Consider the following 11910-nt stretch of genomic DNA (forward strand, 5'->3'; position numbering starts at 1 on the left):
CAGCTGATTGCCGATATTCGGGAAGCAGGAGCCCGGATTATGCTGATTTCCGATGGGGATGTCTCACCGGGAGTAGCGGTAGCGTTTGAGGAATCGGGCGTGGATTTGATGATCGGCATCGGTGGGGCGCCGGAAGGGGTAATTACTGCAGCTGCTCTCAAGTGCCTGGGTGGGGAAATGCAGGGGCGGCTGGTTCCGGAGGATGAAAGCGAATGGACTCGCTGCCAGGCCATGGGCATTACCGATCCCAAAAAGATATTGACCATGGATGACCTGGTGAAGGGGGATGACATTTTCTTTGCTGCTACCGGAATCACCCCTTCCAGTTTGCTGAAAGGAGTTGCCTTTACCGCTATTGGAGCCAAAACCCACACCCTGGTCATGCGAGGTAAATCGGGAACTGTGCGGTTTATTGAAGCCATACACCGCTTTGATAAGAAACCTAAATATAATCTGGGCCACTAAAACAGAGGGCATGGCGCATTGGTTGACGCCATGCCCTTCTTCCGTTATACTGAAAGTTAGTGATTGACGAGGGCGAGGGGAGAAAATGCGGCTGGGGCGGCGAATCCGCTTATTCTTATTGCTCTTTTTTCGCATTAAGGACATGCCCGCAAAAGTGGCACTGGGATTTGCCGTAGGCTCCTGTGTCAATTTTTATCCTACCTTCGGGGTAGGGGTTCCCATCGCCCTGGCCGCAGCCCGGCTGGCCCGGGGGAATGTTTTTGCCGGTTTATTAGGAGATCTCCTGTTCAAGCCTCTCTTTCCCTTCTTTTTTTATCTGGATTTACTGGTAGGCAACTCTCTGTTCGGTGAAAAACAAGCCGCTATTTCTCAGCAATTACTAGGCCTGGTCAAGATGGAATGGCAGGCCTTTGTTCAGGTAGGCAAAGCTTTTTTTCTGGGAGCGCTGGTCAACAGCTTGCTGCTGGGGCTGATTCTCTTTTTGGTGGTCTGGCGGACTTTTGCCCGTCTGCAGCCATGGTGTCTGAACCGTTTGCGGCATTCAAGGAGAAAGGAAGTATCAGATGCGCATTAACCGCTATTTTCGTTATCAGTATCTCCGTATTTTACGCCTCAAGGATGCACCTGATAAAATCGCCAGGGGAGTGGCGCTGGGGGTGGCCCTGGACTTTTTACCCCTGCCATTTATCAGTTTGTTTGTAGCCTGGATAGTGGCCAAACTGGCGCGCTGGAATACCCTGGCGGCAGTGATTACGGCAGCGGCTTTAAAACCGGCGGTGTTCACTATTTTTTTTCCACTCAATATACTGGTGGGCAGCCTGTTTGTAGAAGGCCGGACTGTTCATCCCCAGCAGGTACAGGTACCGGTGGCTGAACCGGGGATGGACCCCCATTCTCTGGCCAATTTTTTCTCACTGGCTACCCTGAAAAGCCTGGGTTGGCCTTTTCTGGTGGGTTCTTTTATTAATGCAGGAGTCAGTTTCTTGCTGGTTTACCTGCTGGTTAACCGCACCCTGATCTATCGGATGGAGAAAAGACTGGCCCGTTTAAAAACCGGGGTATCCGGGGAAAATAATAATTCAGAAAATCAACAGGAGGGTTGAGATTTTGACAACGCAACTGAATATGCAGGAGCTGGAGGCCATGACTCTGCAGGAGCTGTACAAGGTGGCCCGGGAACTGGAGATTCCCGGATACCGGCAGCTGCGCAAAAAAGAGCTGGTCTTTGAGATTTTGAAAGCCCGTACCGAAAAGGATGGGCTGCTGTTCGCCCAGGGAATTCTGGATATCCTGCCTGATGGCTACGGTTTTTTGCGTCCCTTCGCTTATACCCCCAGTTCCGATGATATCTATGTCTCCCCATCACAGATTCGCCGTTTTGATTTGCGCACCGGTGACCAGGTGGCGGGCCAGGTCCGGCCGCCCAAGGAAAATGAACGCTTTTTTGCCCTTTTACGGGTAGAATCGGTTAATGGCTTTCCGCCGGAATCCTCACCGGAACGCTTGCCTTTCGATGCCCTAACACCCTTATACCCTGATGAGAGGCTGACTTTAGAAACCACTTCCGATAAACTGGCTTTACGCCTGATTGACCTGCTGGCCCCCATCGGTAAGGGACAGCGGGGATTGATCGTGGCTCCTCCTAAGGCAGGGAAAACTACGTTGCTGAAAGAAATCGCTAATGCCATTACTGCCAATCATCCGGAAGTGCATTTGCTGGTGTTACTCATTGATGAGCGGCCGGAGGAAGTCACTGATATGGAGCGCAGTGTCAAAGGGGAAGTGGTGGCTTCCACCTTTGATGAACCGCCGGAACATCATGTCAAGGTGGCAGAAATGGTGTTAGAAAGAGCGAAACGGCTGGTGGAACACAAAGAAGATGTAGTGATTTTGCTGGATTCCATTACCCGGCTGGCCCGGGCCTATAACGTGGTAGTTCCGCCCAGTGGCCGTACCCTTTCCGGTGGTGTAGATCCCACAGCTTTGCATAAACCCAAACGCTTTTTTGGGGCAGCCCGCAACCTGGAGGAGGGAGGCAGTCTCACCATCCTGGCTACGGCGCTGGTGGAAACGGGCAGCCGTATGGATGATGTGATTTTTGAGGAATTCAAAGGCACAGGCAATATGGAGCTGATTCTGGATCGCAAACTGGCGGAACGCCGGATTTTCCCGGCCATTGATGTCCAGCGCTCCGGAACCCGCAAGGAAGAGCTGCTGCTGAGCAAGGAGGAGCTGGAGTTTGTCTGGAACCTGCGCCGGACTTCCAGCGGGGTGCCTTCCGCAGAAGTGGTGGAAAAAATGCGGGAATGGCTGAAAAAGTCCAGCTGCAATAAGGAACTGGTGGAGATGATCAAATGGGGATAAGGATGCTGGTAGCGGATGCCAGGGGACGGGTTATGGATATCCCGGGCTGGGGTATGGCCGGGCGCAGTGGCCGCTTTTTTACTGAGCCGCACCCGGAAGAAATGATACCCTTGCCACCGGGGGCCAGTCTGACGCTGTTGCCAGGCTGTCGTCCAGTGGGGGTGGACCGCCTGGGTAAAATTCGGGTCTATGAGCGCTATTATGCGGTAGCGGCCTTATTGCCTCAGGGCTATACCCGGACCTTATTGCCGGCTTATCAGCGGGTGGAAGGGGACAAGCCTTTACCGCTGCTGGGCTATACGGCGGTGGGCTGGGCCAAAGGCCGTTACTGGGTAGCAGCCAGCAAAACGGACCGGCCCCGGAAGTGGAATCCCCTGCTTTATAATACCCCTGACCTGGCGGAGCGGGTGGCCCGCATCCGGAAGGAACTGCCCCATAACCGTATTATCCGGCAGCTGGCCCGTTGTAGCCTGGATTATGGCTGTCTGACAGCCCAGAATATTTTCTACCGCCGCTGGGAAGGGGGAATTCCCGTTTCCCCGGCCTGTAATGCCCGCTGTGTAGGCTGTATCTCCCTGCAGCCAGCAGAATGTTGCCCCTCCCCGCAGGAGCGGATTGGTTTTTCGCCCACTAGAGAGGAAATTGTGGAAGTGGCCCTGCCCCATCTTCAACAGGCGGAAGGAGCAATTGTCAGTTTCGGCCAGGGCTGTGAAGGCGAGCCCAGTTTGGCGGCTCCTCTGATTGCGGAGGCAATCAAAGAGATCAGAACCCGAACCAGCCAGGGGACCATCAATATGAATACCAATGCCGGATATACCGAGGGTATTAGGCTGATAGCGGAAGCAGGAATCGATTCCCTGCGGGTAAGTCTAAACAGCGCTCAGCCCGACTGGTATCAAGCCTATTATCGCCCGCCCGGTTATACCCTGAGGGATGTGCGGGCATCCCTGAGCCTGGCGGCCAGGCAGGGGGTGTTTCTTTCCCTCAATTATCTGGTTTTCCCGGGGGTCAGTGACCAGAGAGCAGAGCTGGAAGCACTGGTGGAACTGGTCAAATCCACGGGTGTGAAGCTGATCCAGCTGCGCAATCTGAATATCGATCCAGACCTGTATTGTCAGTTGACCGGGGTGCAAGAACCGGGGATGGGGATGGTGGCTTTTCTGAAAGAGCTAAGGCGGCAATTGCCCGGGGTCAGCCTCGGCAATTTTTCACGCCCTCTGCGCTAAAGCTCTTGTCACTCTCAGGGCCTTATGATATAATCTTAAAGGTGTAATTTTGGACTTCCCAGGAAAGAGGTGAATCGAGATGAAAGAAAATATCCATCCCAAATATCAGGAGACAACCGTAACTTGCGCCTGTGGTGCCAGTTTTGTTACTGGTTCAACCAAACCCGTTTTGCGGGTGGAAATTTGTTCCAATTGCCATCCATTCTTCACCGGGCAACAGCGTCTGGTGGATACCGGTGGCCGGGTAGACAAGTTCAAGAAAAAATACGGTCTATAAGCAGAAAAGAGGCAGAGCCTATGGCTCTGCTCTTTTCATAAATTTCTGCCGAACCAAAGGCGGTGTGTTTATGTCTAAAAAAGAATGTTTTCAATACGGTGGACAGGCGGTTATCGAAGGGGTAATGATGCGAGGGCCGCAGGAAATGGCCATCGCAGTCCGTTTGCCCGATGGCACTATTGAAGTAGAAAAACAGCAACTCTCTTCCTGGCTGACCAAATGGCCCTGGCTGAAATGGCCGGGCTTTAGGGGTGTGGTGGCATTGCTGGAGGCCCTGGTGGTAGGGACCCGGGCTCTGGCCTGGTCGGCCAGTAAAGCCATGCCGGAGGAAGAAGGGGAACTGACTACGAAAGAGCTGGTCCTGACCATTGCCTTTGCGCTGGGACTGGGGATTTTGCTGTTTGTCATCATCCCCACAGGGGCAGTGAAACTGGTGGAAAAATGGGTAACCACCCCGCTGGGACAGAATATTGCTGAAGGGGGACTGAGGATTGCCATTTTTCTGGCCTATATTGGCCTGATCTCCCGGATGAAGGATATTCAGCGGGTCTTTCAGTATCACGGGGCTGAGCATAAGGTAATTCACACCTATGAAGCCGGGCTGGAATTGACGGTGGAAAATGCCCGGGGCTTTTCTCCTTTGCATCCCCGCTGTGGCACCAGCTTTTTGCTGGTGGTAATGGTGGTGAGTATTTTTGTCTTTGCCTTTCTGGGCCATCCACCCAATCTGCTCTGGCGAATAGGCAGCCGCATTTTGCTAATGCCCCTGGTGGCAGCTATTTCCTATGAATTTATCAAGCTCTCAGGCCGCTATGGAGACCGCTGGTGGCTGAAATGGCTGGTAGCCCCTGGCCTGGGATTGCAGAGACTGACCACACGAGAACCAGATGACAGTCAGCTGGAAGTAGCTATCCATGCTTTAAAAGCCGTATTAAGAGGTGAAGAACATGCTGGATAAACTGCAAGCAATTGAAGAAAAATACCTGGAACTGGAACGGCTGATTGCCGATCCGGAAGTGATTGCCAACCAGAGCGAGTGGCAAAAACATGCCAGGGCCCATGCAGCTATGACGGAAATTGTTACCGTTTATCGGGAGTATAAAAAAGTGGTAGCCGGGATCGAGGAAGCCCGGGCCATTCTGGCCGAAAAAGGGGACCCGGAGATGATGGAACTGGCCAGAATGGAGCTGGATGAGCTTGAAGAAAAGCTGCCCGAGCTGGAACAGAGGCTCAAAATCCTGCTCCTCCCCAAAGACCCCAATGATGAGAAAAACGTTATTATGGAAATCCGCGCCGGAGCCGGGGGTGATGAGGCCGCTCTCTTTGCCGGGGACCTTTTCCGCATGTACACCCGCTATGCGGAACGCCAGGGCTGGCGGACGGAAATCCTGTCGGCTAATGAGTCGGATTTACGCGGGTTCAAGGAAGTCATTTTCCTGGTGGAAGGCCAGGGTGCCTATAGCCAGTTGAAATATGAATCCGGAGTACACCGGGTGCAAAGGGTACCGGTGACGGAATCAGGGGGTCGCATCCACACTTCTACTGCCACCGTGGCGGTTTTGCCAGAGGCGGAAGAGGTGGATGTGCACATCGATCCCAATGACTTGCGTATAGATGTGTTCTGTTCCAGCGGTCCGGGGGGACAGTCGGTAAACACTACCCAGTCGGCAGTGCGCATTACCCACATCCCCACCGGGCTGGTGGTCAGCTGTCAGGATGAAAAATCCCAGCATAAAAACAAGGAAAAAGCCCTGCGCGTCTTGCGGGCTCGCTTGCTGGAAATCGCCCAGCAGGAACAGCAGGCCAAACTGGCTGATGACCGCCGCAGCCAGGTGGGAACGGGCGATCGCAGCGAGCGCATCCGCACCTATAACTTCCCGCAGGGCCGGGTGACTGACCATCGCATCGGCCTCACCCTGCACAAACTGGATATGGTGCTGGACGGGGAATTGCAGGAGATTATCGATGCCCTGATAACAGCTGACCAGACGGAAAAACTAAAGAATATGGAGTAAGGTGACCGGGGATGACGGTAAAATTAGGGCAGGCGCTGCAGGATACAGTAAAGCAATTGCGAGCAGCAGGGGTAGAGGCTGCCCGGCTGGAAGCCGAACTGCTTTTGATGCGGATTACGGGTTTAAGCCGGGCCCAGCTCTGGACCCGGGAGGAGACGATGCTCAGCCCGGTTCAGCGACAGGCGCTGGCAGAGCTGGTGGCTGCCCGTTGCCAGCGCCGGCCGCTGGCCTATGTTCTGGGGGAAAAGGAGTTTATGGGCCTGGCATTTCGCGTTACGCCGGCGGTGCTGATCCCCCGGCCGGAAACGGAACTGCTAGTGGAACGGATTGTGGCCGATTTGTCTGACCACCCTGCTCCCTGGATCGCCGATGTGGGGACAGGCAGCGGTGCCATTGCTGTCAGCCTGGCGGTCTTACTACCCCGGGCCCGCCTCTGGGCTACCGACTACTCCGGGGAAGCCCTGACCGTGGCCCGCCTCAATGCCTGCCGTCACCGGGTTACGATACGCTGCAGCTGGCAGCAGGGGGATTTGCTGGGCCAGTGGCAGGCCACCCTGACCGAGCGCCTGGACTGGGTTGCTGCCAACCTGCCCTATATACCCCGCGGGGAACTGGGACAATTGCAGCCGGAAGTGCAGTTTGAACCGCGCCTGGCCCTGGATGGAGGCGAGGATGGCCTGGATTTGTACCGCCGTCTTTTGCCCCAGGCCTGGCGGGTGCTCAAGCCTGGCGGCAGGCTGGGCATGGAGATCGACTGCCGCCAGGGGGCAGCCCTTTCCGCTCTGTGTCGGGAGGTGGGCTGGCGGGAAGTGGAAATCGTCAAGGATTATGCCGGTCTGGACCGGTTTGTACTGGCCCGCAAACCGGAAAGGGAGGGGTAGGTGCATGGATACGCTTTGGTTAAAACCGGAAGAAATTTCCGTGGCAGCCCGGTTGTTACGGGAAGGACAGCTGGTGGCCTTTCCTACGGAAACAGTCTATGGTCTGGGGGCCAATGCCTGGTCGGAAGAGGCTGTTGCCGGTATCTTTCTGGCCAAAGGCCGGCCTCAGGACAACCCTCTGATCGTACATATTGCCGGGCGGGCCCAGGTGGAGACTCTGGCGGCAGACATCCCTCCGGAGGCAGAAAAACTGATGGAGCGCTTCTGGCCGGGGCCGTTGACCCTGCTCTTTCCCAAAAAGGCGGAAGTGCCGGAACTGGTCTGTGCTGGCCTGGAAACGGTGGCCATCAGGCAACCGGCCCATCCCCTGGCGCTGGAGTTGATCCGGCAGGCCGGGGTGCCGCTGGCGGCCCCCAGTGCCAATCTTTCCGGGCGCCCCAGCCCTACCTGTGCTGAGCATGTCTGGGAGGATCTGGCGGGCAGGATTGCTGCCATTCTCGATGGGGGCCCGGTGGGAGTCGGGGTGGAGTCTACGGTAGTAGACCTGTTAGGACCGGAACCCATGATCCTGCGCCCGGGAGGGATTACCAGGGAGGAACTGGAAGAGGTGCTGGGACGGCCGGTCCTGCTGGATCCGGCCCTGCTGGGGGCAGAGGAACGGCCTCGTTCGCCGGGGATGAAGTACCGCCATTATGCTCCTGCAGCTCCTCTGGAAGTGCTGGACGGGCCGGAGCGGGAGTTGATCTGGCAGACCATCTTGCAGGAGGCCACTCCCGACACGGGTTTACTCCTTAGTGAGGAAGGGGCAGCCTATCTGGCTGGTCGCTGTCCCGGCCAATTCCTGGTTCTGGCTCCTCTGAACCAGCCGGAAAAGGCAGCCCAGAGGCTGTATAGCGCTTTGCGCACCATGGACAAGGCCGGGGTTAAGCGCATCCTGGCCGAGGCCTGGCCCCGGCAGGGTCTGGGGCTGGCCCTGATGAACAGGATGGAAAAAGCGGCAGGAGGACAATGCCGCCGGGTGGAGGTGCAGTAGGATGAGTAAAATTCTCTTCGTCTGTACAGGCAATACCTGTCGCAGTCCAATGGCTGAGGCGCTGGCTCGCGCCCTCTGGCAGGAGGCGGGAATAGAGGCGGAATTCCTCTCCGCTGGCCTGGCGGCCTGGGGGGAAAGCCCGGCCAGTCCGGAAGCTCAGAAAGTGATGGCGGAAAAGGGTCTGGATCTATCTGAACACCGCTCCCGCAGTTTAACGGCGGAAATGGTGGCGGAAGCGGATCTGGTGCTGACCATGACCAGAGGACACCGGGATTTTATCATCGAACGCTGGCCCCAGTTTGCCCATAAAGTCCACACCCTCTGGTATCATGCCCGGGGGGAAGATCGGGATGTTCTCGACCCCTTTGGCGGTACGGTGGAAGAGTACCGGCAGGTGGCCGGGGAAATTGAAGAGCTGCTAAAAAGGATTCTGGAGCAGGAAAAAGGCGTTTAATGTAGAATTATTGGAGGTGGTCTGATGAAAATCGCAATCGGCAGTGACCATGGCGGCTTTTTTTTAAAGGAGGAAATCAAGCGCCTGCTGGAAGAGTTGGGCCTGGAATATCAGGACTTTGGCTGTCATTCTCCGGAATCGGTGGATTATCCTGATATTGCTGAGGCTGTAGGGGAGGCAGTGGCCCGGGGTGAATACCCCAGGGGCATTCTCATCTGCGGTACCGGCATCGGCATCAGCATTGCCGCCAACAAAATTCCAGGGGTACGGGCTGCCCTCTGTCATGATACTTTTTCAGCCCGGGCCACCCGGGAGCACAATGATGCCAATATCCTCTGCATGGGGGAAAGGGTCATCGGGTTTGGACTGGCCCGGGAGATCGTCAAAACCTGGCTGGAAGGTTCCTTTGCCGGAGGCAGGCATCAGCGCCGGGTGGACAAGATCAGGCAACTGGAACAAAAACACAGCAAATAAGGCAGACAGGTAAGGGGGAAAGGTGATGAGGAAGTTTTTGCCACAACAGGATCCTGAGGTTTTTCGTGCCATTGAACTGGAATTAAACCGGCAAAGGAGCAAGATTGAGCTAATCGCTTCGGAAAACTTCGTCAGCCCGGCGGTTTTAGAGGCCCAGGGTTCGGTACTGACCAACAAATACGCGGAAGGCTATCCGGACAAACGCTACTATGGCGGTTGTGAATATGTAGATATTGTGGAAAAACTGGCCATTGAGCGGGCCAAGCAGCTTTTTGGTGCTGAACATGTCAATGTTCAGCCCCATTCCGGCGCCCAGGCCAATATGGCTGCTTATTTTGCCTTGCTGGAACCGGGGGATACGGTGCTGGGCATGAACCTGGCTCATGGTGGGCACCTGACCCATGGCAGCCCGGTCAATGCTTCCGGTAAGCTGTATAATTTCGTTGCTTACGGGGTGGAACCCGATACCGAAAAAATCAATTACGAGAAAGTGTTTGCCCTGGCTTTTGAACACAAGCCCAAACTGATAGTGGCCGGGGCCAGTGCCTATCCGCGGGTAATCGACTTCGTTCAGTTGCGGGAAATCGCCGATGAAGTGGGCGCGCTGCTGATGGTGGACATGGCCCACATAGCCGGCCTGGTGGCGGCAGGTCTGCATCCCAGTCCGGTGCCCCATGCCCATGTGGTGACAACTACCACCCACAAGACACTGCGGGGACCAAGAGGTGGCCTGATTCTCTGTCAGGCTCGCTTCGCCCAGGCTATTGATAAAGCGGTATTCCCCGGTATGCAGGGTGGACCGCTGATGCATGTCATTGCCGCCAAGGCGGTGGCACTGGGTGAGGCCTTGCAGCCCGAATTCAAAACCTATCAGGAACAGATTATCAAAAATGCCAGAGTGCTGGCGGAAGCTCTGATGGCCAAAGGCTTCCGCCTGGTCTCAGGGGGTACGGATAATCACCTGATGCTGGTGGATGTACGCAATTTTGACCTGACCGGCAAGGAAGCGGAGCACCTGCTGGATGAAGTAGGCATAACCGTAAATAAAAATGCCATCCCCTTCGATCCGGCCAGTCCCTTTGTTACCAGCGGTATCCGCATCGGTACGCCAGCGGCTACCAGCCGGGGCTTCAAGGAAGAGGACATGCGGGAAATAGCGGAAATCATTTATCTGGTGCTCAGCCGCAAGGGTGATGAACAGGCTCTGGCGGAAGGACGGGCCCGGGTCAATGCCCTGTGTGCCAAATACCCCATGTACCCTGAACTGGGATAAGGGATAGAGGAGGAATTGATTGTGGCGAAAGTGCATGTGTTTGACCATCCCCTGATTCAGCACAAGCTCACCTATATCCGGGACAAGCGGACCGGTTCCAAGGAGTTCCGGGAACTGGTGGAAGAGGTAGCCATGTTGATGGCCTATGAAGTAACCCGGGACTTACCTCTGGAAGAAGCGGAAGTGGAGACCCCGGTGGGCCCGGCCAAAACCAGAGTGCTGGCAGGCAAGAAGCTGGGAGTAGTCCCCATTTTGCGGGCCGGGCTGGGGATGGTCAACGGTGTTCTGAAACTGATTCCGGCAGCCAAGGTAGGACATATTGGCCTCTACCGGGATCCGGAAACTTTGCAGCCGGTGGAATACTATTGCAAGCTGCCCACTGATGTGCCGGAACGGGATCTGATTGTGATTGATCCCATGCTGGCCACAGGAGGTTCCGCTGCTGCAGCCATTACATTCCTGAAGGAAAAAGGGGCGAAGAACATCAAACTGATGTGCCTGATCGCCGCTCCGGAAGGGATTAGAACTGTGCAGGAAGCTCATCCCGATGTGGACATTTATGCTGCTGCCGTGGATGAAAAGCTGAATGACCACGGCTACATCGTCCCTGGTCTGGGTGATGCCGGTGACCGCCTCTTTGGCACCAAGTAGGGGGGAGTGAAGATGAATCGTCCCTCCTGGGATGAATATTTTATGGAAATAGCCCGGACGGTGGCCAGCCGCTCCACCTGCCTCAGACGGCAGGTGGGGGCGGTCATCGCCCGGGATAATCGTATTTTAACCACCGGCTACAATGGCGCTCCCCAGGGCCTGCGCCACTGCCTGGACCGGGGGGGCTGCCGGCGGGAGCAGCTGCAAATCCCCTCCGGAGAACGGCATGAACTCTGTCTGGCTGTACATGCCGAGCAAAATGCCATTATCCAGGGAGCCCTGCATGGTGTGGAACTGGCAGGGGCTACCCTTTATGCTACCACTCAACCCTGTGTCCTCTGCGCCAAGATGCTGATCAATGCCGGTATCCGCCGCATCGTTTTTCTGGGGGATTATCCCGATCCCTTTGCCAGAGAATTGCTGGTGGAAGCTGGAGTGGAGCTGTGCCGGCTGAAGGAGGAAAAACTATGACCCAGCAGGTAGATTTCAAGGAAATTCGCCTGCCCCGCTTGCGCGGACTGGATAAGGTAACTCTGGAAAGCACTTTGATCAAGCTGGCGGAGGAACTGGGGGAACTGGCCCAGTATATCGGCAAGTTTCGCGGCCTCAATGGGGAAAATATCGAGAAACAGGAAGCCGAGGTGCTGGATGGACTGACCTCGGAGTTGCTGGATGTGGCCCAGACCGCCATCACCATGATGTATGTGCTGGAAGATACCTATGGCGTGGATATTGCCGCCAAAGTTGAGCAACATATAGATAAACTCCAGCGCAAAGGATATCTCCACAAAAAATAG

The 11910-nt window shown here is 55.8% G+C and carries 16 protein-coding genes; all 16 read left to right on the forward strand.

Annotation, left to right across the window (positions count from 1 at the left end):
• On the forward strand, positions 1–465 hold a 465-nt coding region (locus ULO1_RS15210; protein ID WP_242947939.1), incomplete at its 5' end, for a fructose-bisphosphatase class II.
• Positions 466–550: 85 nt separating this feature from the next.
• A complete protein-coding gene (locus tag ULO1_RS10255; protein WP_078666144.1) occupies positions 551–1039 on the forward strand; it encodes a DUF2062 domain-containing protein in 489 nt (162 codons plus the stop codon).
• Positions 1029–1568, forward strand: coding sequence for a DUF2062 domain-containing protein (locus tag ULO1_RS10260; RefSeq protein WP_078666143.1), 540 nt, complete (start codon positions 1029–1031; stop codon positions 1566–1568). The genes ULO1_RS10255 and ULO1_RS10260 overlap by 11 nt, the downstream gene beginning before the upstream one ends.
• 22 nt (positions 1569–1590) lie before the next feature.
• Positions 1591–2829, forward strand: coding sequence for a transcription termination factor Rho (gene rho, locus ULO1_RS10265; RefSeq protein ID WP_174183007.1), 1239 nt, complete (start codon positions 1591–1593; stop codon positions 2827–2829).
• Entirely contained in the window at positions 2820–4055 is a 1236-nt protein-coding gene (locus ULO1_RS10270; protein WP_079933521.1) for a radical SAM protein, read from the forward strand. The genes rho and ULO1_RS10270 overlap by 10 nt, the downstream gene beginning before the upstream one ends.
• A 79-nt stretch (positions 4056–4134) precedes the next feature.
• Positions 4135–4332 carry a 50S ribosomal protein L31 gene (gene rpmE, locus ULO1_RS10275; RefSeq protein ID WP_078666140.1) on the forward strand — a complete coding sequence of 66 codons (198 nt, stop codon included), beginning with the start codon at positions 4135–4137 and terminating at the stop codon, positions 4330–4332.
• Positions 4333–4402: 70 nt separating this feature from the next.
• Positions 4403–5290 carry a DUF1385 domain-containing protein gene (locus ULO1_RS10280; protein ID WP_079933522.1) on the forward strand — a complete coding sequence of 296 codons (888 nt, stop codon included), beginning with the start codon at positions 4403–4405 and terminating at the stop codon, positions 5288–5290.
• On the forward strand, positions 5280–6347 hold the full coding sequence (gene prfA, locus ULO1_RS10285; protein ID WP_078666138.1) for a peptide chain release factor 1: 1068 nt from the start codon (positions 5280–5282) through the stop codon (positions 6345–6347). Before ULO1_RS10280 ends, prfA begins: the two co-directional genes overlap by 11 nt.
• An 11-nt stretch (positions 6348–6358) precedes the next feature.
• Complete coding sequence (gene prmC / locus ULO1_RS10290) at positions 6359–7228, forward strand: peptide chain release factor N(5)-glutamine methyltransferase (RefSeq protein ID WP_079933523.1); 870 nt, start codon at positions 6359–6361, stop codon at positions 7226–7228.
• 4 nt (positions 7229–7232) lie between these two features.
• A complete protein-coding gene (locus tag ULO1_RS10295; protein WP_078666136.1) occupies positions 7233–8261 on the forward strand; it encodes an L-threonylcarbamoyladenylate synthase in 1029 nt (342 codons plus the stop codon).
• Between the two features lies 1 nt (position 8262).
• On the forward strand, positions 8263–8715 hold the full coding sequence (locus ULO1_RS10300) for a low molecular weight protein arginine phosphatase (protein WP_079933524.1): 453 nt from the start codon (positions 8263–8265) through the stop codon (positions 8713–8715).
• Positions 8716–8739: 24 nt separating this feature from the next.
• Complete coding sequence (gene rpiB, locus ULO1_RS10305; protein WP_078666134.1) at positions 8740–9189, forward strand: ribose 5-phosphate isomerase B; 450 nt, start codon at positions 8740–8742, stop codon at positions 9187–9189.
• A 25-nt stretch (positions 9190–9214) separates the two neighbouring features.
• Positions 9215–10462, forward strand: a complete 1248-nt coding sequence (gene glyA, locus ULO1_RS10310; RefSeq protein WP_079906812.1) for a serine hydroxymethyltransferase — start codon at positions 9215–9217, stop codon at positions 10460–10462.
• Between the two features lie 21 nt (positions 10463–10483).
• Positions 10484–11113: a uracil phosphoribosyltransferase gene (upp, locus tag ULO1_RS10315; RefSeq protein WP_079906811.1), complete on the forward strand. Its 630-nt coding sequence runs from the start codon at positions 10484–10486 to the stop codon at positions 11111–11113.
• Positions 11114–11125: 12 nt separating this feature from the next.
• Positions 11126–11584, forward strand: coding sequence for a cytidine/deoxycytidylate deaminase family protein (locus tag ULO1_RS10320; RefSeq protein WP_079933525.1), 459 nt, complete (start codon positions 11126–11128; stop codon positions 11582–11584).
• Positions 11581–11910 carry a MazG-like family protein gene (locus ULO1_RS10325; RefSeq protein ID WP_078666130.1) on the forward strand — a complete coding sequence of 110 codons (330 nt, stop codon included), beginning with the start codon at positions 11581–11583 and terminating at the stop codon, positions 11908–11910. The genes ULO1_RS10320 and ULO1_RS10325 overlap by 4 nt, the downstream gene beginning before the upstream one ends.

It is taken from the genome of Carboxydocella sp. ULO1 (genome assembly GCF_002049255.1).
Lineage (GTDB): Bacteria > Bacillota.